The sequence below is a fragment of the Mesorhizobium sp. B2-3-15 genome (genome assembly GCF_006442875.1).
Classification (GTDB): domain Bacteria; phylum Pseudomonadota; class Alphaproteobacteria; order Rhizobiales; family Rhizobiaceae; genus Mesorhizobium; species Mesorhizobium australicum.
Genome location: NZ_VFVO01000013.1, coordinates 58071 through 82313 on the forward strand (window position 1 = coordinate 58071; position 24243 = coordinate 82313).

General features: G+C 63.5%; 21 protein-coding genes and 2 pseudogenes. 11 read left to right on the top strand and 12 right to left on the bottom strand.

Annotated elements, in window-relative coordinates:
• Positions 1 to 84: 84 nt before the first annotated feature.
• From FJ954_RS24350 to FJ954_RS24360, 3 genes are read left to right on the top strand one after another with little or no spacing between them, the layout of a single operon-like run.
• Entirely contained in the window at positions 85 to 1035 is a 951-nt protein-coding gene (locus tag FJ954_RS24350) for an ABC transporter permease (RefSeq protein WP_140663708.1), read from the top strand.
• Positions 1036 to 1037: 2 nt separating this feature from the next.
• Entirely contained in the window at positions 1038 to 1883 is an 846-nt protein-coding gene (locus FJ954_RS24355) for an ABC transporter permease (protein ID WP_140664008.1), read from the top strand.
• Positions 1880 to 3535, top strand: coding sequence for an ABC transporter ATP-binding protein (locus tag FJ954_RS24360; RefSeq protein WP_140663710.1), 1656 nt, complete (start codon positions 1880 to 1882; stop codon positions 3533 to 3535). The genes FJ954_RS24355 and FJ954_RS24360 overlap by 4 nt, the downstream gene beginning before the upstream one ends.
• Before the next feature lie 39 nt (positions 3536 to 3574).
• Here FJ954_RS24360 and FJ954_RS24365 read toward each other — a convergent pair whose 3' ends face one another.
• Genes FJ954_RS24365 through FJ954_RS24370 form a run of 3 tightly spaced genes read right to left on the bottom strand, consistent with a single transcriptional unit; the run spans position 3575 to position 6092 of the window.
• A complete protein-coding gene (locus FJ954_RS24365; protein WP_140663712.1) occupies positions 3575 to 4051 on the bottom strand; it encodes an Lrp/AsnC family transcriptional regulator in 477 nt (158 codons plus the stop codon).
• 9 nt (positions 4052 to 4060) lie between these two features.
• On the bottom strand, positions 4061 to 4591 hold the full coding sequence (locus FJ954_RS32395) for a hypothetical protein (protein WP_318011848.1): 531 nt from the start codon (positions 4589 to 4591) through the stop codon (positions 4061 to 4063).
• Positions 4592 to 4628: 37 nt separating this feature from the next.
• Positions 4629 to 6092: an NADH:flavin oxidoreductase gene (locus FJ954_RS24370; RefSeq protein WP_348641143.1), complete on the bottom strand. Its 1464-nt coding sequence runs from the start codon at positions 6090 to 6092 to the stop codon at positions 4629 to 4631.
• A gap of 91 nt (positions 6093 to 6183) precedes the next feature.
• Between FJ954_RS24370 and FJ954_RS24375 the strand changes: the two genes are divergently transcribed.
• Positions 6184 to 7044: a LysR family transcriptional regulator gene (locus FJ954_RS24375; RefSeq protein WP_246681141.1), complete on the top strand. Its 861-nt coding sequence runs from the start codon at positions 6184 to 6186 to the stop codon at positions 7042 to 7044.
• 100 nt (positions 7045 to 7144) lie between these two features.
• On the opposite strand, the gene FJ954_RS24380 is transcribed toward FJ954_RS24375, so the two are convergent.
• Positions 7145 to 7621 carry an Lrp/AsnC family transcriptional regulator gene (locus FJ954_RS24380; protein WP_127327820.1) on the bottom strand — a complete coding sequence of 159 codons (477 nt, stop codon included), beginning with the start codon at positions 7619 to 7621 and terminating at the stop codon, positions 7145 to 7147.
• 221 nt (positions 7622 to 7842) lie between these two features.
• Between FJ954_RS24380 and FJ954_RS24385 the strand changes: the two genes are divergently transcribed.
• Entirely contained in the window at positions 7843 to 9168 is a 1326-nt protein-coding gene (locus FJ954_RS24385; RefSeq protein WP_140663714.1) for an FAD-binding oxidoreductase, read from the top strand.
• A 41-nt stretch (positions 9169 to 9209) separates the two neighbouring features.
• Here the strand turns inward: FJ954_RS24385 and FJ954_RS24390 are convergent, their stop codons facing one another.
• The 5 genes from FJ954_RS24390 to FJ954_RS24410 all read right to left on the bottom strand — a co-directional run bounded on the left by FJ954_RS24390 (position 9210) and on the right by FJ954_RS24410 (position 15930).
• Positions 9210 to 10571, bottom strand: a complete 1362-nt coding sequence (locus FJ954_RS24390; RefSeq protein WP_140663716.1) for an FAD/NAD(P)-binding oxidoreductase — start codon at positions 10569 to 10571, stop codon at positions 9210 to 9212.
• Positions 10568 to 10870, bottom strand: a complete 303-nt coding sequence (locus tag FJ954_RS24395) for a (2Fe-2S)-binding protein (protein ID WP_140663718.1) — start codon at positions 10868 to 10870, stop codon at positions 10568 to 10570. Before FJ954_RS24395 ends, FJ954_RS24390 begins: the two co-directional genes overlap by 4 nt.
• Complete coding sequence (locus tag FJ954_RS24400; protein WP_140663719.1) at positions 10867 to 12852, bottom strand: hydantoinase B/oxoprolinase family protein; 1986 nt, start codon at positions 12850 to 12852, stop codon at positions 10867 to 10869. Before FJ954_RS24400 ends, FJ954_RS24395 begins: the two co-directional genes overlap by 4 nt.
• A gap of 4 nt (positions 12853 to 12856) precedes the next feature.
• Complete coding sequence (locus tag FJ954_RS24405; RefSeq protein WP_140663721.1) at positions 12857 to 14935, bottom strand: hydantoinase/oxoprolinase family protein; 2079 nt, start codon at positions 14933 to 14935, stop codon at positions 12857 to 12859.
• An 89-nt stretch (positions 14936 to 15024) separates the two neighbouring features.
• Positions 15025 to 15930, bottom strand: coding sequence for a LysR family transcriptional regulator (locus FJ954_RS24410; protein WP_140663722.1), 906 nt, complete (start codon positions 15928 to 15930; stop codon positions 15025 to 15027).
• A 115-nt stretch (positions 15931 to 16045) separates the two neighbouring features.
• On the opposite strand from FJ954_RS24410, the gene FJ954_RS24415 reads away from it, so the two are divergent.
• From FJ954_RS24415 to FJ954_RS24430, 4 genes and pseudogenes are all read left to right on the top strand, one after another.
• Positions 16046 to 17167 carry an FAD-binding oxidoreductase gene (locus FJ954_RS24415; RefSeq protein ID WP_140663724.1) on the top strand — a complete coding sequence of 374 codons (1122 nt, stop codon included), beginning with the start codon at positions 16046 to 16048 and terminating at the stop codon, positions 17165 to 17167.
• Positions 17168 to 17422: 255 nt separating this feature from the next.
• Positions 17423 to 18328: a serine hydrolase gene (locus tag FJ954_RS24420; protein ID WP_140663725.1), complete on the top strand. Its 906-nt coding sequence runs from the start codon at positions 17423 to 17425 to the stop codon at positions 18326 to 18328.
• 402 nt (positions 18329 to 18730) lie between these two features.
• A pseudogene (locus FJ954_RS24425) lies at positions 18731 to 19129 on the top strand (AGE family epimerase/isomerase); the annotation flags it as partial.
• A 175-nt stretch (positions 19130 to 19304) separates the two neighbouring features.
• On the top strand, positions 19305 to 20228 hold the full coding sequence (locus tag FJ954_RS24430) for a nucleotidyltransferase and HEPN domain-containing protein (RefSeq protein WP_140663727.1): 924 nt from the start codon (positions 19305 to 19307) through the stop codon (positions 20226 to 20228).
• A gap of 249 nt (positions 20229 to 20477) precedes the next feature.
• On the opposite strand, the gene FJ954_RS24435 is transcribed toward FJ954_RS24430, so the two are convergent.
• From FJ954_RS24435 to FJ954_RS24445, 3 genes and pseudogenes are all read right to left on the bottom strand, one after another.
• The gene (locus tag FJ954_RS24435; protein WP_210242405.1) at positions 20478 to 21563 is read right to left on the bottom strand and encodes a recombinase zinc beta ribbon domain-containing protein; all 1086 of its coding nucleotides are present in this window, start codon (positions 21561 to 21563) and stop codon (positions 20478 to 20480) included.
• Positions 21564 to 21852: 289 nt separating this feature from the next.
• Positions 21853 to 22344: a DUF4142 domain-containing protein gene (locus FJ954_RS24440; protein WP_140663729.1), complete on the bottom strand. Its 492-nt coding sequence runs from the start codon at positions 22342 to 22344 to the stop codon at positions 21853 to 21855.
• Positions 22345 to 22534: 190 nt separating this feature from the next.
• A pseudogene (locus FJ954_RS24445) lies at positions 22535 to 22759 on the bottom strand (efflux RND transporter periplasmic adaptor subunit); the annotation flags it as partial.
• A 343-nt stretch (positions 22760 to 23102) separates the two neighbouring features.
• Here FJ954_RS24445 and FJ954_RS24450 point away from each other — a divergent pair.
• Entirely contained in the window at positions 23103 to 23846 is a 744-nt protein-coding gene (locus FJ954_RS24450; RefSeq protein WP_246681142.1) for a cytochrome c oxidase assembly protein, read from the top strand.
• Positions 23827 to 24240 (top strand): c-type cytochrome, encoded by a 414-nt coding sequence (locus FJ954_RS24455; protein ID WP_140663731.1) that lies wholly within the window; start codon positions 23827 to 23829, stop codon positions 24238 to 24240. The genes FJ954_RS24450 and FJ954_RS24455 overlap by 20 nt, the downstream gene beginning before the upstream one ends.
• Positions 24241 to 24243 lie beyond the last annotated feature (3 nt).

Consider the following 24243-nt stretch of genomic DNA (forward strand, 5'->3'; position numbering starts at 1 on the left):
GGCGCCTGCCAGGGACCGGACAGCCGGTCCCTGGCACTTATTGCGCAACATGGCTTGGCCGAACGCAACCGCAGGAGCGCTTCCATGACGTCTGGGGTTCTAAACCTCGTGTTGAAGCGGCTGGCAATCGCGGTCATCACGCTTCTGATCGTCCTGTTCGCCGTTTTTTTCGCCACCAGCATGCTGCCCGGCGACACCGCGTCGATCCTGCTCGGCCAGGCGGCGACACCCGAAGCCGTCGCCGGCCTGCGCGAGGCCATGCATCTCAACGATCCGGCAATCCTGCGCTTCCTGCGCTGGCTTCTCGGCCTGCTCCACGGCGATCTCGGCACCTCCTATGCCAATGAGATGCCGGTCGCGGCACTGATCGGCGGGCGCTTCATCAACACCATGGAGCTCGCCGGCATCACCACGCTGCTCTCGGTCCCCCTGGCGCTGACGCTGGGCATCACCGCCGCCATGCTGCGCGGCTCGCTCTACGACCGCACCGTCACCATTCTTTCGATCGGCGTCATCTCGGTGCCGGAATTCATGGTCGCCACGCTGGCGGTCCTGCTTTTCGCCGTTTATCTCAAATGGCTGCCAGCGCTTTCCTCGGTCAATGAGGCGCATACGCTGACCGACCTCGTGCGCATCTATGCAATGCCGGTGATCACGCTCACCTTCGTCATCTCCGCCCAGATGATCCGCATGACCCGCGCCGCGGTGATCGAAACGCTCTCCACGCCTTATGTCGAGATGGCGCTTCTCAAAGGCGCCTCACGCGGCCGCATGGTGCTCAAGCACGCACTCCCCAATGCGCTCGGGCCAATCGTCAACGCGGTTGCGCTGTCGCTGTCCTATCTGGTCGGCGGCGTCATCATCGTGGAGACGATCTTCAACTATCCCGGCATCGCCAAGCTGATGGTCGATGCCGTCGCGACCCGCGACCTGCCGCTGATCCAGAGCTGCGCGATGATCTTCTGCCTTGGCTATCTCTTGCTCATCACCGTCGCCGACATCATCGCCATCATGTCCAACCCGAGGCTCAGGTGACGATGGCGCGCGTGGCAGCTTCCCGACGGTCATTTCTTGGCCACAGCTACAATCTCGTGGGCGTCGTGGCCGCGCTGGTCATCCTGGCGTGGACGCTGATCGCCATCTTCGCGCCTTGCATCATTCCCCATTCGATCGGCGATATCGTCGACGACGATTATTTCGGCCCGATGCGTCAGGGCCTATGGCTCGGCTCGGACTATCTGGGCCGCGACATGCTCTCGCGGGTGCTGATGGGCGCGCGCTACACCGTCGGCATATCGCTCGCAGCCGTCGCCATCGCCTGCTTCTCGGGCGTCGTGCTGGGGATGATCGCTGCCGTCACCGGCGGCTGGCTCGACAGCTGCCTTAGCCGCTTCCTCGATGCCATGAACTCCATCCCCAGCAAGCTGTTCGGCCTTGTGGTCGTCGCCGCTGTCGGCTCGTCGATCCCGGCGCTGATCCTGACGCTCGCCGTCATCTATATTCCCGGCGCCTACCGTTTCGCGCGGGCGCTCGCGGTCAACATCAACAGCATGGACTTCATGACCGTCGCTCGCGTCCGCGGCGAAAGCACCGCCTATCTCATCGGGTCCGAGATCCTACCCAATATCATGCGCCCGGTTCTGGCCGACTTCGGCCTGCGCTTCGTCTTCATCGTGCTCTTGCTCTCAGGCCTGTCCTTCCTCGGGCTCGGCCTGCAGCCGCCGCTCGCCGACTGGGGCGCGCTGGTGCGCGAGAACATCGGCGGCCTGCCCTTCGCGGCGCCCGCGGTCATCATTCCGTCGCTGGCGATCGCCAGCCTCACCATCAGCGTCAACCTGCTGATCGACAACCTGCCGCAGAAGATCAGGGACAGGGACGCATGACCAATCTCGTCGAGGTCAGGAACCTAAGGATCGAGGCGACGACCGACGCCGGTCGTGTCGTCGAAATCATCAAGGGCGTCAGCCTCGACATCGCCGATGGCGAGATCGTCGCCCTGATCGGTGAGAGCGGTTCCGGCAAGACGACGATCGCGCTCTCGCTGATGGGCTATGCGCGGCCTGGCTGCCGGATTACCGGCGGCGAAATCAATGTCAACGGCAAGAACATGGCGGCATTTTCCGAAAAGCAGCGCGCCAGGTTGCGCGGCACCGACATTGCCTATGTTCCGCAAAGTGCCGCCGCCTCCTTCAACCCCTCGTCCACCATCATGGAGCAGGTGATCGAGGTTACGCGCATCCACGGGCTGATGTCGCCCGAGCAGGCGCGCAAGCGCGCGGTCGAGCTGTTCCGGGCCTTGTCGTTGCCGGATCCGGAAGGGATCGGCGCGCGCTACCCGCACCAGGTTTCGGGCGGGCAATTGCAGCGGCTGTCGGCGGCCATGGCGCTCATCGGCGATCCCAAGCTGATGATCTTCGACGAGCCGACGACGGCACTCGACGTGACGACGCAGATCGACGTGCTGAAGGCATTCAAGTCGGTCATGCGGGCGGGCGGAATAGCGGGGGTCTACGTTTCCCACGACCTCGCCGTCGTCGCCCAGATCGCCGACCACATCGTCGTGCTGAAGGGCGGCGAAGTGCAGGAGACAGGCACCACGGCTCAGATACTTTCGGCTGCCCAGCACCCCTATACGCGCGAACTGCTGGCTGCCTTCGAGCCGAAACCGCGGCAAGCGCATGCGGACGCGGATGCCGGGACGAAAGAGCTGCTGCGTATCGACAATGTGACCGCCGGCTACGGCGCGGTGCGGGGTGACGGACTGCCGATTATCCGCGCGGTTGATTCCGTCACCCTAGTCGTCGAGAAGGGACGCAATCTCGGCGTCATCGGCGAATCCGGCTGCGGAAAATCGACGCTGGCGCGCGTCATCGCCGGCATCCATCCGGCGGCGGCCGGCGACATCGTCTTCGACGGCAAGGAATTGGAGCGCACTGCGGGGAAACGCAGCCAGGACCAGCTGCGCGAGATGCAGATCGTGTTCCAGTATGCCGACACCGCGCTCAATCCAGCCAAGCCGGTGGAGGACATCATCTCCCGCCCGCTGGCCTTCTATCACGGGCTCGACAGACAGGCGCGCTCGAAGCGCGTCGACGAACTGCTCGACATGGTTCGCCTGCCGAGGGGCCTGCGCTATCGCCGTCCGTCGGAGCTCTCGGGTGGCCAGAAGCAACGCGTGAACTTCGCGCGCGCTCTGGCGGCCGACCCCAAGCTCATCATCTGCGACGAAATCACCTCGGCGCTCGACACGGTGGTCGCGGCCGCGGTGATCCAACTGCTCAAGGAGTTGCAGCGCGAGTTGGGCCTTTCCTATATTTTCATCAGCCACGACCTCTCCGTCGTCGAAGCGATCTGCGACGAAATCATGGTCATGTATAATGGGCAGCGGGTGGAGCAGATCACGCCCGACAAGTTGCAGGCGCCCACCCACCCCTATTCCAAGCTTCTGTTCTCCTCCGTGCCGAAGCTCGATCCGACGTGGCTCGATGGCCTCGTCCGCGATCCCGAGCTTGTCAGCCAATACGGCCATCGCTAGAGCCGCTCAGCATTTTACGGAAACGGTGAGCCGCTCTGACTACATCGGGAACAGGCTGGGCAACGGCATGTGCGCCTTGACGATGGGAGATTTCAGCACCACGAAGCTGAAACACTTGTCGATGCCGATATCCATGTCGCTCAGCCGCTCCATGATCTCCTGATACTCGCCGATGCCGGCGGCCACGAATTTCATCAAATAGTCGTAGCGGGCGGAAACGCGGTGGCATTCGACGGCCGCATCAACCTTGTCGACGGCGGCAAGGAAACGCGCGAAGTCGATCTGTCGATGGTTCTTTAGCGTGACTTCCGTGAAGACGGTGAGCGTCCGTCCCAGCTTTGCGATGTCGATCTGCGCCGAATAGCGCACGATATAGCCTTCAGCCTGCAGCTTCTTTACCCGCATCAGGCATGGGCTGGGGGAGAGACTGACCCGTTCGGCCAACTCCACATTTGTGATGCGGCCGTTCTTCTGCAGCTCGTACAGAATCTTGATGTCGATCCGATCGAGTTTCATGGGCCTTGTCTACAATTGCGAGCAGAGCCGGTAGGCCTCATAGATCGACGAGTAGATGTCCCGGCTGGCGACCGCGTCTCCTATGCGGTGCAGGACGAACGATCCGGCAGCTTGGGAACTATTATCCCCGTCCGTTGCCGTTCCCGTCATCAGCGCTATGTCGGTGACGCCGTTGTTGGCGGAGCGCGCACGCAGTTCCTGGTAGGTATCCTCCATGGGCACGGTGCCGCGCTCGACAATGAGTTGGGCCGCGGTCATTTCTGTTTCCGCACCAGTGAGTTCATGCCGGAACGTGGCGGCGATGCCGTTGCCCTGGCGCGCTGCCTTGACCAGACGCATATCGCTGACGACGCGGATGCCGCGTTCCGAGGCGCGTTTGCGGAAACTCACCCGGTCCGGATAGGGCGTCTCGATCGCCAGCGTGTCGTCCGCTATGGCCAGGCTGGCCACGCGCCCGTGTTGGGCGAGATGCAGGGCGCAGGAAATTGCGGCCTGGCGTCCGGTCTCGTCGTAGATCAGCACATCGTGCTTCGCCGGCACGACTCCGGTCAGGACGTCCCATACGCTGTCGCAATGTTCAGCGAACGCCGCCGGTGGCGACGATGACCGCGCCCGGTTCCGCAGCAATGACGATTTCTGCCTCCGCATAGGTGTTGAGACGGACTTCCACTGCAAGCCGCGCGAGTTCGTCTACGCGCCAGTCGACTATGCCGATGAGATCCCTGCGATCGGACGCCGAGGCCGCGATGAGCACTTGCCCACCAAGCCGCGCCCCAGCTTCGAGCAGGCTCACTCTGTGGCCGCGCTCGGCGGCGACCCTTGCCGCTTCCATCCCGCTCGGGCCACCGCCGATCACTACCACCCGTTTCGGCGTTTCAGCCCGCATGATGGTATGGCTGATGATCGTTTCATGGCCGCTCGCCGGGTTGTGAATGCACTGCACCTTCTTGTAGAGGCAGTAGGACGCGCCGACACACGGGCGAATGCGTTCTTCTTCGCCGCGCATCACGTTGTTGACGATATGGGGGTCGGCAATATGCGCTCGGGTCATGCCGACCAGGTCGACAAGGTTCTCGCGGATGGCATGGCGGGCCGTCGCTATGTCCCGAATGCCTGCGGCGTGGATCACGGGCAGCCTGGTTTCCCGTTTGAACTGTCCGACCAGCGGCAAGAACGGCGCGCTCTGGCTGAACATGCCGGGCATGTTCTGCTCAGCCAGCGACAGATCGGTGTCCATGCGGCCAAAGATGCAGTTGAAGAAGTCGATATGGCCTTCCCGCTCGAACAGCCTGGCGAAGGCAAGGCATTCCTCGAAATCCGAGCCATCCTCGACCGCCTCGTCGATCACGAACCGGATGCCGACAGCGAAGTCGTCGCCCACCGCGCGGCGGATCGCCTCGTGAACCATCAGGCCGAAGCGTGCGCGGTTTTCCAGCGAGCCGCCGAAGCCATCCGTGCGCCTGTTGGTTCTGAGCGAGAGGAATTGCCCGATCAGATGGCCGCCGGTGACGGTTTCGACGCCGTCCAGACCGCCGTCCACGCAGCGCCTAGCGGCACTGGCGTAATCCTTGATGATCCTGTCGATGTCGGCGGCGTCCATCTCCTTTGGAAAATTCCGGTTCCGCGTCTCGCGAACGCGTGACGGCGCCACCGGCGGCAGCCAGTTTCCGGCATAGGCGGTAGCGCGCCGGCCAAGGTGTGAGACCTGGCACATGATGGCAGCGCCATGGCGATGCACCCGCTGCGACAGCGACTGGAGATGAGGCACGATGCGGTCGGTCGAGAGGTCCAACTGACCGCCGCCCCAGCTCGAGTCGGGCGACGTCATGGCCGAGCTGCCCACCATGGTCATCACCAGGCCGCCGCGCGCTTTCTCCTCGTGGTAGCGTTGGTAGCGCTCGAGCGGCAGGCCGCCATCGTCCAGCATCGAGGCATGGCTGGTGCTGACGACGCGGTTGCGCAGCGTCAGACCCTTGAGCCGAAACGGCTGAAGCAGAGGATCGCTGGATGTGCTGCCCGCTTGAGATGCCGCTGCCTTCACGTCCTGCTCCCCCATTCATCAGGGTTATACTTCGCCATTTCCGAGATCGTAGAAAGCTTGTAAATTGTTGGGGTCGCTATACGCTGGGCGTATGGCTGGTTTCGCAAAACTCGTTCCTTCCGCGCGCGGACTGCTTGTCTTCGAAGCTGCTGTCCGGTCGGGTAGCTTCACGGCGGCGGCGCGCGAGTTCAACGTCACGCAATCATCGATCAGCCGCAGCATTGCCCAGCTCGAGGCCGATTTTGGTGTTGCTCTTTTCACGCGGGGTCCTGCGGGGTTGACCCCGACCCCGGAGGGACGTGCCCTCTATTCGGCGGTGCGGGAGGGATTTGACGGCATTGCGGAGGCGATCCGCAGGATCAGGCAGAACAGCGCTGCAAAGCCGGTGGTGACTCTTTCCCTTTCGAGTTCTCTGGCAACCTATTGGTTCGTTCCGAGGTTAGGGGCATTCAACACCAGGTTTCCTGACGTCGACCTGTGGTTCGAACTGATCGCGGGCGTTCTGCGAGGACCCGCCGAGACTGTCGACCTTGCCACGAGGCTGATGACGACACCCACTATCACCATTGGGCATTCTCGCCGGAGATCATCGTTCCGGTGTGCAGCCATCCTATTTGTCGGCCCACGGCCGGCTGATCCATGCCGGAACCGGGGAAGGTCATGCCTTGCTTCACCTGACCGACGCCAAGGAGCAGTGGCTGGACGCCTGGGGCAGTGTGGCGGACCGCAAGACCAGCAGGGCAAAGTGGCTCGAATTCTCGGACTACGCGGTCGTGCTTCAAGCCGCGATGAACGGGGAAGGCGTGGCGCTCGGCTGGCTCAGCAACGTTTCAAGGGCATTGCTTCAGGGAACCCTTGTCCCGGCCTCGGACAGGCAGATCAAGACGGGTCGGATCCATCAGCTGATAGCGCCGCGCTCAAGGCCGGTACGGCCTGTCGTCTGCCTGGATGATCGCCGAGATGCAAGCCGAATTGAAGGCACTGCACCGGATATTGCGGCCGGACGCCTTGTAGCGGGCCGCAGGCGACAAGCGCGGCGCGGTCGCCGCGGACTACCTCGGAAACAGGCTGGGCAGCGGCATGTGCGCCTTGACGATCGGCGACTTCAGCACCACGAAGCTGAAATACTTGTCGATGCCGATATCCATGTCGGTCAGCCGCTCCATGATGGTCTGGTACTCGGCGATGCCGGCGGTCACGAACTTCATCAAATAGTCGTAGCCACCCGACACGAGGTGGCATTCGATGACCTGGTCGATCTTCTCAACCACGGCGAGAAAGCGGGCGAAATCCACCTGGCGATGGTTCTTCAAGGTGATTTCGGTAAACACGGTCAGCGTTTGGCCGAGCTTGCCGATATTGATCTGCGCGGAATAGCCCTCGATGTAGCCCTCCGATTGCAATCTCTTGACCCGCATCAGGCACGGGCTTGGCGACAGGTGCACCAGATCAGCCAGTTCCACGTTGGTGATGCGGCCATTCTTCTGCAACTCGTACAGAATCTTGATATCGATCCGATCCAGTTTCACTGTCGTCTCCGCAGAACATGCCGCAGCACAAAATGCTGCCTTGCTCATAGACATTGACACTACCACAGCCCGTGGGTCTGTCCATCCAAGCGGAGAGCGCTTTGAAACGCAGCGGCTCCCGATTTTGACTGCGTTGCCGGAATAAAATTCTGCTTCGGCCGCAACTGCGGCAGCGGCTGCCTGCGCAACGCGTTAAATTGGCGCGTCAAGGCAGAGAGACCATGCGCGCACCCCTACAGAAAATCGAGACATCCGGAGACCTGCCACGGATCGCGGACGCGGTGGTGATCGGCGGCGGCATCGTCGGTATCTTCGCGGCCTACTACCTGGCACGGCGCGGCATGAAGGTGGCGCTCGTCGAAAAGGGACGCATCGGCGCCGAGCAGTCTTCCAGGAACTGGGGATGGTGCCGCCAGCAGAACCGCGACGCGCGCGAGTTGCCGATGGCGACAAGAAGCATCGACCTGTGGGGCAGCTTTGCGGCGGAAACCGGCGAAGAAACCGGCTTTCGCCGCTGCGGCCTGCTCTATCTCAGCAACGACGATGCGGAACTGGCCGGCTGGGTGCGCTGGCGTGACTTCGCCAAAACGGCTGGCGTCACGACGCATATGCTCGACGGCGCCGAGGCCTGCGAGCGGGGCCGCGCCACTGGCCGGACATGGAAGGGCGGCGTCTTCTCGCCCACCGACGGCACCGCCGATCCGTCGCGGGCAGCACCCGCGGTCGCCCGCGCCATCCTCAAGCTTGGCGGCTCAGTGCACCAGAATTGCGCCGCGCGCGGTATCGAGACCGAAGGCGGCCGCCTGAGCGGCGTGGTCACCGAAAGCGGAACGATCCGGACCAAGATGGCTGTGCTGGCCGGCGGTGCCTGGGCCTCCTCCTTTTGCCGGCAGTTCGGTTTCCGTTTTCCGCAGGCGTCGATCCGCTCGTCCATTCTGTCCGTCTCGCCAGGCGCGGAAGGTCTGCCGGATGCGCTGCACACGAAAGGGATCTCGGTCACGCGTCGCGGCGACGGCGGCTACACGCTCGCCATAAGCGGACGCGGGCGCGTGGACGTTACGCCGCAGCAGTTGCGCTTCTCCTCGCAGTTCCTGCCGATGTTCCTGAAACGGTGGCGCAGCCTCGCGCCTGGCGGCCTGCAGGGCATGCGCTCGGGTCACGAAACGCTCCGACACTGGCGGCTCGACCAGCCGACACCGATGGAGCGGATGCGCATCCTCGACCCGGTTCCGGACCAGGCGACCATCCGCCTGGCCCACGCCCGGGCGCTCGAGCTGCTGCCGGCACTGCGCCAGACCAGGATCAGCGCGACCTGGGCCGGCTACATCGACAGCACGCCCGACGGTGTGCCTGCCATTGGGGAGATCCATATCGTTCCGGGTTTCTTTTTGGCTGCCGGGTTCTCGGGGCATGGCTTCGGCATCGGACCCGGCGCCGGGCATCTCGTCGCCGATCTGATGACCGGCTCCAAACCGATTGTCGATCCGCAATCCTATGATCCCAGGCGCTTCGACGCTTCGTCTTGGGGGAAGGTCGCCGACTTCTAGACGTGATACAGGCAGACATACCAGGTCGGCCCAGAATCGCATCAGCCGTCCCGCAGAAAGGCGCCGATAGGCGCCGGGCGGACAGGCGCTTGCCCGCGGAACCGACCGACAGCGCCAGGCGTGCAGCCGGTCTGCGCCGCGATGAGTTCGACGGCGGCCAGCTGACAATAGCGCCCCTGGCATCGCCCCATGCCGACGCGCGACAGCGATTTCACCCTGTTGGCTTCGCTACCGCCGAAATCAGTGCTCTGGCGTAGGGCCGCGGCGGTCACGTTCTCGCAGCGGCAGACGACCGCGTCGGGGAGTGCCCGCGCCATCGCCGTCGGCCAGGGAAAGGCGCGAGCCAGGCCGCGGGCAAAGCGTTCGAGCCGTGCGAGTTTGCGCAAATCGGACGCGGTGGAGGGCGCTGGAAATCCGAGATCGGCAAGGCACGCCACCGCGGCAAGACGCCCCGCGATCTCCGCGCCGTCTGCTCCCAGAAGACGAACTCCATCGCCCGCAAGATAGACTCCGTTGCCGGCGCGGCCCATCTCATCGGTCTTTGGCAGCCATTGCCGCCACTGCTCGTCATAAATGAAGGCACATCCCGCCAGGTCGGCGAGATGCGTTTCGGCCCGCAAGTGCCAGCCCATGCCTATCGTGTCGCATAGCGTGAGATGTTCCCTGCCGCCGGCGTCGTGCCAGCGGATCGCGGTGACACCTTTGCCGTCGGCCTCGATCCGTTCGAGCGTCACGCCGGCATGATAGCGGCCGCCGAGCCTCGCCCGCGGGGCGAGACCGCGCAGCGCGACCAGCGGCCGGGCGGCAAGGTCCCAGAGTCCCCGCATCTGCTGGCGCCGGGAAGAGGTGTCGAGCACCGCCACCACATCCGCTCCAGCCTTGACGAGTTGGGCGCCAACCAGCGTCAGCAAAGGCCCCGATCCGATCAGGACGATGCGCTGCCCCAGCGCCACGCCCTGCGCCTTGAGCGCGATCTGCGCCGCGCCAAGGCTGTAGACGCCGGCACTCTGCCAGCCCGGGACCGGAGCGACACGGTCGGATGCGCCCGTCGCAAGGATCAGGCGGTCATAGCTGACCAGCTGTACGCCGCCCTCCCCCAACACGTGCAGCCGCCCCTCCTGCAAGGCGATGACCGAGCTTGCCGCGCAATGGGTGAGGCGCCCCTCTTCGGCCAGCCGGTCGAAGAGGGCATGCAATGCGACCGCTTTCGCCGCCTCCGACCCGTAGAGCTGCTCCGGCGTGCGGACGAACCCGGCAGGTGGGCGGCGGTAGATCTGCCCGCCGGCGCGCTGCCCTTCATCGATCACCACCGGGTGGAGCCCGGCCTCGACCAGCATGGCCGCGGCCCTTATGCCGGCGGGACCGGCGCCGACGATCACGATCCGCGGCGAGGTCTCGCTCACGGCCAGCTCTCCGGCTCCGTTGTGCGCAACCGCATGCCTTCGGTGATCGGGGCCGAGCACGCGCGGATGCGCGGTCCCTCGTCCTGCCATATCCAGCAATCCTGGCAGGCTCCCATCAGGCAGAACCCGGCGCGCCACTCGGGTCCGAACTCGGATTTTCGCAGCGCGTGTCCTGATGCCAGCATGGCGGTCAGCACGGTGTCGCCCGCCAATGCGCTACACATCTGTCCGTCGAGAAAGAAATGCAGGTGCGCCCGCCCGAATTCGGCCAGCCGGACGATGCGGCCGGCGGTGATCATTCCGCCGCCTCTCGCACCGGGCCAGGACGAGGCAGTTCCGGGAACCGTTCGCAAACAGCGTCGAACGCCTGCTGGACGCCTTCCGGCCCCGAACGGCCCTTCATGCGGCGGAAGATCTCCGTCTTGGTGAAGAACCGCCAGTGGATCGGCAAATCTCCCAGTATGGCCGTGAGCCGGTCATAGGCGGCCGGCGTCCACTGCGCTTCGTAGCCGTCGCGCTCCGGACCGAAATGGAAATGGCCGGCGGCAGGCGCCTGCCGCGCGCGCAATTGCCCCGTTGCCTGCTCGTCGCTCTCGCCGCCGCGGATGACGACGCCATAGCCGTGCTCGGCCGCAGCCGGCGAGACATAGCCTCGCCGCACATCCTGCGCGACCCGCCAGGGTTCGCGTTGATGCGGATCGCCGCGCCCGCCGCCTCCGGCGGAGCGTATCTCAAGCACGTCGCCGGGCTGCAGCACAGTGGTGTCGATGTTGCCCAGCCGCCGCTCATGCTCGGTCCCTGGATTGACGATCATGTCCGACAGGCCGGCCGCCTTGCCGCCCAGCACGCCCCAGGGACGAAAGAAGCTGCGGTCGCGGTTGCGCGCCGTGATCCTGGAATCGGGGGCAAAGACACGGAAGGCCATTTCGGTCGCCAACCCGCCGCGCCAACGCCCCGCCCCGCCGCTATCCCTGGCGAGCCCGTATTTCACGAATTCGACCGGGGTCTCGGTCTCGGTGATCTCGATCGGCGTGTTCTTGAGATAGGCGGCATCCGCGCCCGATCCATTGGTTCCGTCGCGATGCGGCATCGCCCCGCCGCCGCCGACCACGGGATTCACCGCCGTGATGACGGTCCGGTAAGTGCGCTCGTCCGTGGTCATGACATTGACGATGCAGTTGTTGCCGGCCGGAGCTGCTGGCAGGCGCTCCGGCACCGTTTGCGAGAAGGCGCCGAAGATGACCGACCGCAGCCGGGCGCAGGTGAGCGAGCGCATGCCCACGGCGGCGGGGTGTACCGGGTTCAGCACGGAGCCCCGGGGCGTGATGCAGGTAAACGGCCGGGTAAGGCCGGTGTTGAGCAGGATCTTCGGGTTGAGCGTGTAGAGCACGTAGTAGACGCCAACCAGCAGCATGGTGTGTCGCGGGTCACCGCCCGAAGGCACGTTGAGCGAGGAGCCGAGCTGCGGATCGGAGCCGGTGAAGTCGAGCACCGCCTCGTCGCCCTTGATCGTCAGCGTCAGCTTCAGCCGGCACGGATTGGCCTCGACGGAATCCTCATCGGCATAGTCGCAGAAATCCCATGTGCCGTCGGGCATGGAGCGCAGCACGTCGCGCGCCTGCGCTTCCGCCTGGTCGAGAAGAGCGGAAACGCCTTCGATGAAGCCTGCCTTGCCGAACTTCCTCACCATTGCCTGGATCTTGCGCTCGCCGGTGTTAAGCGCGCCGACCAGCGCCTTGATGTCGCCGATGTTGAGGTCGGGCTTGCGCACATTGGTGCTCATGATCCGCAGGATAGTCTCGTCGAAGACGCCCTCTCTCACCAGCTTCATCGGGGGAAAGCGGATGCCTTCCTGATGGATTTCGGTCAGCGCCCGGCTGAGCGAAGCCGGCACGGCGCCACCCATATCGGTGTTGTGGATATGCCCGCCGGTCCAGGCGACGATCTCGCCATCGACGAAGACCGGCTTCCAAAGATGCGTGTCGGGCGCGTGCGTGGCGACGTGTCCGGAATAGGGATCGTTGGTGAAGGCAATATCTCCCGGCCGGTAGTCATCGACCATGGCGATCGCGCGGTGATACGAAAGCCCCGGATACCAGGTGGCGCCGAGCTCCATCGGCACGGCGAAGGTCGCGCCTGAACGGTCCATCAGCATCACGGTAAAGTCCTGCGTCTCCTTGACGAAGGCGGAGTGCGCGGTGCGGTGCAGCGTGTGCGCCATGTTCTCTGCGGCCGCGCGGGCATGGTTCGCCAGAACCTGAAGGTTTGTCCGGTCAAACAAGGCATCACTCCGGGAAGGTCAGCAAAAGGTTGAGATGGCGGTCGACCCTTGCCTGCGCTCCCGCGGGAATGGCAAAGGTGGTGTCTTCCTGAACGACCACGGCAGGCCCGTGAAACATGCTGCCCGGCACGAGGGCTTGCCGGTCGTGGAGGTCGACAGTCTCGACGCTCGCGCCCGTGTAGACGGAGAGCCGGCGCGCCGGAATGGCCGGAGCATCGACCTCGTCGATTTCCGGGAAGGAGAGTTTCGGCCCTGCGCCTATGGCCGATAGCCGGACATTCACAAGTTCGATCCCGCCCTCCGGGTCGTGGAAATCGTAGAGCCGCTCATGGGTGAGGTGGAAGGCCTGCGCGATGGCGGCCACATTGCCCTCCGCCAGCCATTCCGGCTGAAGGACGACCTCGATCTCATAACTCTGCCCGACATAGCGCATGTCGCAGGTGAGACTGAGCTCCGCCGCCGCATCGTGCCCCTGCGCCGCGAGCCAGTCGCGGCCCTCGCGCGTCAACGCCTCGAAGGCTTCGCGAATTCCGGCAAGCGCCACGCCAGACAGCGGGCTGAAGATGGTGCGAATGAAGTCCCCGCGCAAATCCGCCACCAGTCCGCCCAGCGCCGACACCACACCGGGCCGGCGGGGCGCCATGACGCGCTTCATGCCGAGTTCGCGGGCAAGGAATGCGCCCAGCATCGGCCCGCCGCCGCCGAAGGGCATCAGCGTGAAATCGCGCAAGTCCACGCCGGCGCGCGAGGCAAGCTTCTCGACCTCGACGAACATCTCCGACACCGCGATGTCGAGGATCGCCTGCGCGGTCTGCTCGATGGGGCGGTCGAGCCGGGCGGCAAGCTCGCCGACCGCGCGATGCGCCAGGCCGGTGTCGATCCGCAACTGGCCATAGGCCATCTCGCTGTGACCGAGCCATCCGCACACCACCATGGCGTCCGTCACCGTCGGCCTCTCGCCGCCACGACCATAGCACGCCGGTCCTGGCGTCGAACCGGCCGATTCCGGTCCGACCCGCAGCACCCCTTGTGCATCGACACTGGCGATCGAGCCGCCGCCGACACCGATCGAGCTTACCGACACGGAAGGGATGTGGAGCGGAAATTCGCCGATCAGTTCGCCGGTGCCGAATTGCGGCTCGCCATCGATAATGAGCGCGAAATCGGCCGAGGTCCCGCCAATGTCGAGGGTCAGGATCCTGTCCTCTCCGGCCTGGCGCGCCAGCCACGAGGCGCCCATGACACCGGAGGCTGTCCCCGACAAAAGCATGTTCACGCAGGCGCGCTTGCCTTCGGCAGCGTTCATCAGCCCGCCATTCGATTTGGTCAGCATGGGGCGGGCGGGTACACTGTGGTCCTTCAGCCGCTCTTCCAACGCCGTCAGATAGCCGGAGACGCGCGGATGGACATAGCCGTTGAGGATGGCGGTCGAGCTGCGCTCATATTCACGGATGACCGGCCAGACCTCGGCCGAGGAGAAGACGAACAGGTCGGGCGCAAGACGCGTGATCCTCGCCTTCACCGAAGCTTCCTGAGCGGCATTGCGCCAGGAATGGAGGAAGGACACGATGATGCCTTGCGCTCCGTTCGCTTTCGCCACCGCCACCGCCTTTTCCACCGCCGCCATGTCCGGCGCCCGGGACTCGCTGCCATCGGCACGCATGCGGGCCGGAATGCCGAAAACCATGTCGCGCGATATCAGCGGGTCCGGCCGCGAGCAGAACAGCGAATACATGTCCGGCATGCGCAGCCGCGCCAGTTCGATGACGTCCTCGAAGCCGGCATTGGTGAACAGCGCCAGCGGTGCGCCCTTGCGCTGGATGATGGTGTTGATGCCAACGGTCGTACCGTGCACGAAGCGCGTCATGCGGGCAGGATCAAAGCCTTCACGCTCGGCCATAAGCGTGAGGCCCGTTATCAGTTCGGCACCCGGATCTTCCGGCGTCGTCAGCACTTTCAGCGAGGCGACGCGCCCCGAATTTGCTTCGAGCGCGCAGAAATCGATGAATGTGCCACCGATATCAACGCCGACCTTCCAGTCGGCTTCGTTGCTCGCCTCGTCCGCCACGATGGCACCATCCATGATGCGTCCCTTCCTGTCTGCCAACCAAAGCTGACACGACAGGATGGCCAGGGTCCAAGACGTATGACGAGCGGGACTATAAGTCTTGCTTATGCCCTTGCTCTGTCACCGCCCAGCACGGCGGAACAGGCCGCGCGGACTTGCTCGCGCATCATCTCATCGGCCCGCGAAAGCGCCCGCGTGCGCGAGGTCAGCAGCGCGATCGGAAATTCCGGCCCCGCCGCGAGCGGCCTGACGGCAAGGCCGGCAAACTGGTGCCATGGCAGCAGCGCGTCGACGAGCGCGACACCCAGGCCGGCCTGGACGAAGCCGACGGCCGAGATGGAGACGTCGATCTCGAGCGACGGCGAAAGCACCACACCCTGCGCGCGGGCAGCGTGGGCCAGTTCGTCGGCGGGACGGGTGTTTGCGCGATAGGATATCAACTCTTCGCCGGCGAGATCGGCGAGCGTCAGCTCGGTCTTCCCGGCCAACGCATGCCCCGTGGGCAGCAGGCATGAGAAGCCGACGCTGCCGATCACTTCCGCGTCGATATCGGGAGGCAGGCGGTCGTCCATGGCGACGCCGAGGCTGGCATCGCCGGCGCGCAGCATGTCGATGATCGCGGCGATCGGCGCCATGTGGGACCGTAGCAAAATGTCGGGATGCTGCGCCCGGAAGCTGGTGAAGGCGCGCGGCAAGATCGCCATGGACGGCGGCGGCGAGGCCGCGACCCGCACCAGCCCCGTCCGGCCCAGCCGAAGGTCGGTGGTCTTGCGGCGCAAGCCCTCCAGCCCCGCCGACAGCCGCTCGGCATCGGCGAAGATCTCGAGCGCCTCCGGGGTCGGCCGCAGCCGGCCCTTGACGCGCTCGAACAGCGTGAAGCCGAGTTCGTCCTCGGTGTGGATCACGATCTGGCTCAAAGCGGGTTGGGAAATGTTCAGCATCCGCGCCGCGGCGGTCACCGTGCCCGCGCGCATGACGGCGATGAACACTTCGAGCTGACGGGCCCGCATTGCCACTCCATAGGTTCGGCTTATGGCTGTTGTCCAAACTCATCTTTGACGCAATGAAGCGGTGCCGACAAGATCGGCGTCTTCAGGGAGTATCCGCTCCGCACAAGGAATAACCATGGACGTGATCGTGCTGGGCGGTGGACTGATGGGGACGGCTTCAGCCTATTTCCTCGCGAGGCGCGGCGCGCGCGTGACGCTGGTCGAGCGCAAGCGGATCGGCACCGGGGCGACCGTCGCCTCCTTTGGCAACATCCGGCGCACGGGGCGCCATCTGTCCCAGCTTCCGCTGGCCCACCGCTCGCTCAGGCTGTGGGGCGAGGCTGAAGAGATGCTTGGCCGCAACGTCGAGTTCCGCGCCACCGGCCATATCCGGCTGATCTTCGATGAAGGAAGCCTTGCCGATATGCGGGCCTATGCCCAAGCCGCGCGGCCGTGGGGGCTCGAGCTGGAAGAACTCGGCCCGCGTGAGATCCGTTCCCGGTTTCCCGGCCTCGGCCCTGACTCGATCGGAGCGTCGTTCTCTCCGCAAGATGGCAGCGGCAATCCACGGCTGATCGCACCCGCCTTTGCCGAGGCGGCCCGCAAACTGGGGGCGCAAATCATCGAGGGAGCTGAGGTCGAGAAGATCACCCACACGGGTTCTGGTTTCCTTGTCACCAGTTCGAAGGGTGCATTCGCCGCCGAGTGCCTGCTCAACACCGCCGGAGCCTGGGGCGCGCGCATTGCCGCACAGTTTGGCGAAGAGGTCCCGCTCGACGCCCGCGGTCCGCAGATGGGTGTGACCGAGCCGCTGCCGCATCGGATTCTGCCGGTGGTCGGCATCTGGACGCGCGACAAGGACCATGGCGCCTATTTGCGTCAGGTCGAGCGGGGCAACATCGTTTTCGGCGGCGCCGCCGAAAGGGTGTCGGTGAACCTCGATCCCGGCCATGCGGCCGCCGATCCCATGCGCCTTCCCCTGCAATTGCGCGCCGTCGCGCGGTTGTTGCCGGCAATCGCGCGGGTCGCGGTCATCCGTACATGGTCCGGCTGCGAGGGCTATATCAGGGACATGCTGCCGGTCATGGGCCGCTCGGCCACGACGCCAGGCCTGTTCCACGCCTTCGGCTTCAGCGGACATGGCTTCCAGCTTGGTCCGGGCGTGGGCGACGCCATGGCCGAGCTCATCGCGACCGACCGTTGCGAAACGCCGCTCGACGATTTCATGATCAACCGCTTCAGCCGCGCTGCTGCATGATGGTTACAGAGAAGAATCGGGTCGCACGAAACGGTTGTGACGCGGTCATCCGTAGCTCTATAACCCTCGACAACACTCAATGCGTTGCAGTTCGCGCTCGCTCATCGATGACCGGTTTTGGGATCAGTGCTTTGCTGCCCTGAACGAATATGTGAGGCGCAAAGCTTCCGTTCAAAACGTAGCACACTTGGAGTCGTGCTGACGCGCCATGGCGCACTTGCCAGAAGTCGATGCGTTCAAAGCAGATTGGAGCGGTTGGCGAGGAAATCGTGCGCACAGCGTTGGACGGCTTCGCCTCCCGCGGGCTGGCGGAAGACAAATTCGCTTTCACGCTGTTGGTCCATCCCTGGGGGGGAAGAGAAAGCCTATGGCGAGGGTGGGACGCTGCCGACAGGTTACTCCTACAACGGCGATGCCCCCTTCTATCCCTGCAGCGTAATCAAGGTCTTCTATCTTGTCGCCACGCAGGCTGCCCTTGACGCAGGAAAAGTCCAGGCGACGCCTGAGCTGGAGCGGGCCATGCACGATATGATCAAGTGGTCGAGCAACAACGCCACCAACTACGTCATCGATACTTTGACCGGGACGACCGGCGACACCGAGCTGGGCGAAGAGGAGATGCGGCGCTGGATGGCGGCCCGAAACGGCATCAACGCCTATTTCAAGCAGCTCGCCTTGCCGGAATTCGACGGCATCAATGTCTGTCAGAAACTGATGGACGATGACCGCTATGGCCGCGAAAAGATATTCGTCGAGGTTGGTGGCAACAACCACAACCGCCTCACGGCCGACGCCTCCGCGTCCGTCTTTTCTCGCATCATGGATGGCGCGATGATTTCGCCGGAACGCTCGCGCATTATGGCCGACTTCTTGTATCGGCCGCGCGACCCCGGCTTCGTCAAACGCCCGTTGTCGCAGGTGCTCAACTATATGGGCGCGGACCTGCCGGAGGGGGCCAAACTGTGGTCGAAAGCAGGCTGGACGGGCTGGACAGGCGATCCCCGCGCGAGCTACCGCCGCCACGACGCCATTCATGTCGAGCTGGCGGACGGCAAGCGGTTCACCTGCGTCGTCTTCACTCAAGGCGAGCAGATCTCGGCGAACGTGACAATCCTGCTTGCCATAGGAAAGCACACTGCCGAGCTCGTCGCGGCCCTCTAGCGAGTCAACGAGGCCGGTTACGGACTCCGTCCAAAAAGCCGATGTGATCGGAACGATGCTTCTGCTGCAATGCCCGCCTGCCCTGCCCCGGGGCGTCGATCCAGGAGTTCGACACCCCCGCTCCCTCACCGACCTCGATGCCTTCGAGGCAAATCTCCGTCGTTCGGCGGGGCTCGTCACTGCCGCGTTTGCGCCTGCGTCAGCACGCGATGGCCCATAAATCGCCCGTCCCGTCTTCAAATCCAGCAGAAGGTGCACGATCGGCGCAGCGCATCCAGCGAGCCTTGGAATCTCTTAGGCAGATCATTGTCCTATGGCCGGTCGCAGAAATTCTTGCTGCTTCGAAACTGTCCACTCTCCGAGCGGCGACTTTGAGACATGCGGCTTTCGAAGGCCGTTGCGAAGGGCGGCTTCTTCTACACGCTGGACTGGGCCGACAAGCCGGCATTCCGGTTCAAGCCCTGGTGGCCGATCGCCGAGGCTGCGGGCGCGGCCTCCTTCCTGGTCGAGCACCGCCCGAGCGCCTTCCATGAACAATGGTGCCGGCGCATCTCGAACACCATCGCCGTGGCCTATATAGACCGCGAGCATGGCGGATGGTTCGAGGAGCTGGATGAGGGATTGCGCCGGCGCATTCGCTGTTTGTCGGCAAGGCCGGCTTGTACCACGGGACTGCAGGCGTGCGTGATACCACTCTATCCGGCGCAAGGGAGCCTAACGAACGTGATCAGCAAACTGACGATCCCCCAACAAAGATTTCTTAGCCCGTACCGGAACCGCAACTCACCGAGGCGGCTGTGACTCGAATCAGGACCACGGCGCCTTTACTCTCTCCCGACATCACAACTCCTCTGGAAGAACATGTTTATATTTTTGCAACATCTTTTACGTTGCTTGGCGCGGCCGGAAGGGGCTATTTACAGAACGAAAGCTTGGCCTTGCCTATCAATGCCATATGGGCGATAGATCATTGTTCATGAAATCCAGCATCGACCACCTTCCTCCCCCGAAGCAGCGTGAGCTCAAAAAGGCAGTCGAGCTACTGCTTGGGGAGTTCGACGACGCTGTGAGAGGAGGAACCGCCGATTTCAAGAAGCGCGGGCGCATTCTGAAGATCATACTCTTTGGATCCTATGCCCGCGGCGGCTGGGTCGACGAGCCGCATACCAAGAAGGGCTACCGTTCCGATTTCGATCTGCTGGTGGTGGTCAACAATCGAAAGCTGACCGACTTCGCCAGCTATTGGCAGCCTGCAGCCGACCGTCTGATGCGTGAGATCAATACGCCCGTTAGTTTCATCGTGCACTCGCGCCGGGAAGTGAACTCGGCGCTTAAGGAAGGCCAGTACTTCTTCGTCGACATTCGCCGCGAAGGAATCGTGCTCTACGAGCTTGACGACGAGCCGCTGGCAGACCCGACACCGGTACAACCCGTCGAGGCCTTTCGAGTGGCGACTGAACATTTGGAGGACCGTATCCCTCATGCAAGGAAGTTCGCGAAGGGTGCAACATTCTACCGGAATGAAAAGGACTACAAGGAAGCGGCGTTTCTCCTTCATCAATCCATCGAGCAAGCGTACTCGGCATTGTTGCTAGTCCTGACGAACTACAGCCCTGCCTCTCACAACTTAAAATTTCTTCGGAGCCTTGCCGAGGATCAGGTCCAGGAACTTGCCGAAGCATGGCCTCGTGACCAACAGCGCTTCGTCGCCTGGTTCAACGTTCTCAATGAGGCTTATGTCAAAGCGCGCTACTCGCGACATTTCGAGATCACGAATGAAGCACTTCAATGGCTCGCAGAGCGCGTCTCGGATCTTATCGATCGGATTGAATCAATATGCCGATCCCGACTTGAAAAGTTGAAAAACGAAGCAAGCACCGCAGTTCTGCGAGCCTGTTGAGGGCATGCTAGTATCAATTCCAGACTGCCATCTATGCACCTTCAGAGTACAAAAAGCAAAAGACTTGCGCCTATACGTTTCGACGTCAGCAGCCCGAGTGCCAAAACTACTTCAAGGCAGCAGGATATGATCAGGATTAAGGAGGATTTGCTCCAGCACTCCCATCGAGTGTGCTGCATCCACCCTCTGCCGCGCCGCGCGGATTGGTGCCCGTCAAACAAAAAAGCCGCCTCGATCAGATCGAGACGGTTAATGATTATGGTTGCGGGAACCCGCAACCCCTTTTGTCATAACATCGTCGGCCTGGTCATTTGGGTCAGATTTCGCGAGTTCGAGAATGCCGAACAGCTCGCCACGTAGCTCAGCATGAACCTCGCCTCGCTTGTCGCCTGGCGTGAGCACGATCTCTCCGATCAGCGAGCGCACCGCCTCGGCGGCTGGACGTCCGTCCTCGTGATCGGCGAGTGCTTGCGTGAGTTGCTCGACCCGCTTGCGGTAGAGAGTGGCGATATTGGGATGCAGGTCGGGCACGTCAGTGGGCGCCGACGCCAGACGCGCGGTGATCTCCGCCTTCTGCCTCTCCAGGTCTTCCATTCTCGCCTTCATCGCAGGTTGGCAAAGGCCATCCTCGATCGCGGCCATGATGCCCGCGATGGCGCGCTCGATCTTGTCGAGCGCCTTACGGTCTTGTTCGCCTTGCGCGCGACGCTCTTGGTTGAGGCGGTTGGTCTCCTGCGCATAGGCTCTGATCGCCTCGGCCACGGCCTCGGCCGAGACGAGCCTTTCCTTCAGGCCCGCGAGGACCCGTTGCTCAATCTTCTTGCGGGCGATTGTGCGGCCGTTGTCGCAGATACCCCGGCGCTGATGGTTGAGACACGCATAGCGGTCGCGTGTGAACAGGACATAGCGCCCGCCGCAGCGGCCGCAGGTGAGCAAGCCGGAAAGCAGAGAGACCGGACGCCTCATGGTGTGCTGTTTCCTCGCCCGGGCCTTGCGCGTGCCGATCGCCACCGCCTCGAACTGGCTGGCGACGGATTTCTGTCTCTCCTTCACGGCCTGCCACAGTTCGTCCCCCACCATCCTGAGATGCGGCACCTCGGTGCGGATCCATTTGGCTGGCGGATTGGCCCGTGAGACGCGCTTACCGGTGGCGGGATCCTTAACGAAGTGCAGGCGGTTCCAAATCAGCACACCGGTATAGAGCTCGTTGTTGATGACGCCGGTTCCCGGATGGCATGCCCGCGCACGCTGGTGTCGCCCCAGTGTCGACTGAGCGGGCAATACGAAGCCCAGCATGCTCTCTGCGGCAAGGAAAACATATAGGACGATGTACATCAGCTGGGAGAGCGTTCCCGAAAGTCCACCTCTGGCGTCAATTGCCGGCCTCCTGTCAGCCGCCAGACGATCCGGACTAGAATTAGGACGGCGAACAGGATCCCGAGTGAGACATGAGTGCCCTCCAACAGGGGCGCCAAGTTCGGTCACGCGGCGTGACGTAGTTCCATACCAGCGAAGTACCGAACAACAGGACGACAAAAACCACCGTCAGCCAATGAAACCAGAGTGTCGGCCGGTCGTAGTATTCCAGCTCGATCGTCCGACTTTCGACGCCGGACTTCGCTCATCACGGTTTGGCCAGCGACTGCGCCATTTTCAAGTGCTTCTCAAGTGTCGGCAAGGTCTTCTTGGCGAGCTTAGCGACCTTGCTGCTGCCGGTCTTCACCTCATCCTGGAACTCGGCGATATCCTTCTGGTGGTCTGACACCATGTAGGTTGTAAACTCCTGATCGAAAGCCGCCCCCGAAAGTCCGTTCAGCTTCGTCATCTCGGCCGTCGCTTCGTCGGTGAGATCGTCGGTTTCAGCAACACCCAGTTTCTTGCCGACCGCCAGTGCCTGCTTCTTGGCCTTGCCATGGTCTTTTACGAGCGTTTGGCCGAATGCCTTGACGCCTTTGCTGTCGCCCTTTTGCCTGGCAAGGGTACCAAGAGCGACTTCGGAATTGTCGCCTTTGATGGTGTCGGTCAGAAAATCTGAATCGCTTTTGGCGAGTGCCTGGTTGCTGGCAATGATGCCGGCTGCGAATGCTACGGCAGCGAAGATGCGATGTGTGGTCATGACAGAGAGCCTTTCGGAGAGCTACGAGCCGACCCGAACGGATGCTCACGATCCTTGTTCCATCAACCGCCAAAAAAACGCCCCAAGGGTCGTGACGGTCAGGAGTGAGGAGGGACGTCAGAGGGAGAAACACCGGCCACCACGCTCAAACACAAAAAACCCGCGCGCGCCCTGTCCCAGTTCAGGAGGCCCCCAGATTTTTCTCATCCATCTGCAGCACCGGTTGCATGTCTCCGGCCGGCGCGAGAACGAGCAGCGCCGCTCCAGGCTCGACGTTGCGTGTGATCAGGATATCGTCGTGCGGCGACTTTGTCGTGGCGTAGCCCAGACGTGCCTGGGCAGTGGCGAGGTTCGCCTTCGCTTGATTGAGTTGAGTTTCCGCCATCACATAGCCGCTCCCGCCCGGCTGCGAGGTTGGTGGCTCCCTCGGAGGCTTGGTTCGTGCCGAATCCTGACCTGAAGAGATCCTCAGCCCGCTGGTAGCGCCCTGCGTGTCGACCAGATTGGCGTCCGCCTGCTTGAGAGCCTGCTAAGGCGGAGCCCTTGTGTTCTTGCGGGTCGGGGTTTGATGTGAACCGGCCGCCGGAGTGTTTCCTCTTCGACACGGTTGATCCGGCTCCTCGCCTTGACGCATGGAGCCGGATCGCAGAGCGATCAGTCGTCCTGCTGGATGACGACAGGCCGATTGTGGTGGTGACGGTGCATCGAACTGGTGACGACGACGGTGTCCGTCGGTGGTGACGGTGCCGCCACGAGCGATGGCCGTTGTCGTAGAATGCTTCCTGGCCGTGATGCCGGTGGTGGCGCTTTTCTTCACCGCCGGCTGGGGCGTGCTGACCGGAGCGCTGGTCAGCCCGATCCATGCGCTTGGCGAACGGGTGTTTGCCGCCCACATGATCGAGCATGAACTGCTGATGGCGGTAGCGGCGCCACTCCTTGTCGCCGCCTGCCCCGGCGCAGCCCTGATATGGGCATTGCCGACCGGACTTCGCCGAGGGACGGGAAGGCTCACGCACGGCAGGATTCCCCAGGCGATCTGGACCGTGGCCAGCCGCCCCCTCAACGCAACCGTCATCCACGGTATCGCGATCTGGATCTGGCACGTTCCCGTCCTGTTCGAGGCAGCGCTTCAGCAGGGCGTGCTGCACTACGCCCAGCATGCGAGCTTCCTCGGCACAGCCCTGCTGTTCTGGTGGGGGATTCTGCCGCGTTCCGGCCGCCAGCAGGCCTATGGCAGCGCGGTCATGCATCTCTTCTTCACGTCACTGCACACTGGTCTGCTCGGCGTGCTGCTGCTGTTGTCGCCCAGACTCTGGTACCCGCAGAATGCCGCCGGCGCGGCGCTCTGGGGTCTAACCCCGATCGAGGACCAGCAGCTCGCCGGACTGGTGATGTGGGTTCCGGCTGGCCTGATCTATGGCGGAGCCGCCTTGCTGCTTGCCGGCCTTTGGATAAGTAAGAGCGGAATCAGGGAGGCAAGCCATGCGCTCCGGCCTGGCTAGGATGGTGGGCAGCGCGCTCGCCGCGATCCTGCTGCTGACCGCGGCAGTCGCCGCAGCGACCTTGTGGTCCGACCGGCGCGATCGTGTTCGCCACGAATCGGACATGGCGACCGGCGGCTTGGAAGCGCGCGCCATTCCGATCATGATCGCGAACGGCTGCTCCGGATGCCATACGATCCCCGGCGTGCCGGGGGCACAAGGCCAGGTTGGTCCGCGCCTCGATTCCAGCCTTGCCGACCGGGTCTTTATCGCCGGCATACTGGCGAACAATCCGGAGAACCTGATCCGCTGGATACGAGCGGCCAGGGAGATCAATCCGCACACGGCCATGCCATCGACGGGGATCACAGAGCAGCAGGCGCGTGATATCGCTGCCTACCTCTACGCCCTGTAATGA

Bases quoted from the DNA above. Each gene is read 5' to 3' on its own strand.
- FJ954_RS24350 (WP_140663708.1), top strand. From the start codon at position 85: ATGACGTCTGGGGTTCTAAACCTCGTGTTGAAGCGGCTGGCAATCGCG.
- FJ954_RS24430 (WP_140663727.1), top strand. From the start codon at position 19,305: ATGAAATCCAGCATCGACCACCTTCCTCCCCCGAAGCAGCGTGAGCTC.
- FJ954_RS24415 (WP_140663724.1), top strand. From the start codon at position 16,046: ATGGACGTGATCGTGCTGGGCGGTGGACTGATGGGGACGGCTTCAGCC.
- FJ954_RS24395 (WP_140663718.1), bottom strand. From the start codon at position 10,870: ATGATCACCGCCGGCCGCATCGTCCGGCTGGCCGAATTCGGGCGGGCG.
- FJ954_RS24355 (WP_140664008.1), top strand. From the start codon at position 1,038: ATGGCGCGCGTGGCAGCTTCCCGACGGTCATTTCTTGGCCACAGCTAC.
- FJ954_RS24405 (WP_140663721.1), bottom strand. From the start codon at position 14,935: ATGGATGGTGCCATCGTGGCGGACGAGGCGAGCAACGAAGCCGACTGG.
- FJ954_RS24410 (WP_140663722.1), bottom strand. From the start codon at position 15,930: ATGCGGGCCCGTCAGCTCGAAGTGTTCATCGCCGTCATGCGCGCGGGC.
- FJ954_RS24360 (WP_140663710.1), top strand. From the start codon at position 1,880: ATGACCAATCTCGTCGAGGTCAGGAACCTAAGGATCGAGGCGACGACC.
- FJ954_RS24365 (WP_140663712.1), bottom strand. From the start codon at position 4,051: ATGAAACTCGATCGGATCGACATCAAGATTCTGTACGAGCTGCAGAAG.
- FJ954_RS24375 (WP_246681141.1), top strand. From the start codon at position 6,184: ATGGCTGGTTTCGCAAAACTCGTTCCTTCCGCGCGCGGACTGCTTGTC.
- FJ954_RS24440 (WP_140663729.1), bottom strand. From the start codon at position 22,344: ATGACCACACATCGCATCTTCGCTGCCGTAGCATTCGCAGCCGGCATC.
- FJ954_RS24385 (WP_140663714.1), top strand. From the start codon at position 7,843: ATGCGCGCACCCCTACAGAAAATCGAGACATCCGGAGACCTGCCACGG.
- FJ954_RS24455 (WP_140663731.1), top strand. From the start codon at position 23,827: ATGCGCTCCGGCCTGGCTAGGATGGTGGGCAGCGCGCTCGCCGCGATC.
- FJ954_RS24450 (WP_246681142.1), top strand. From the start codon at position 23,103: ATGGCCGTTGTCGTAGAATGCTTCCTGGCCGTGATGCCGGTGGTGGCG.
- FJ954_RS24435 (WP_210242405.1), bottom strand. From the start codon at position 21,563: ATGTACATCGTCCTATATGTTTTCCTTGCCGCAGAGAGCATGCTGGGC.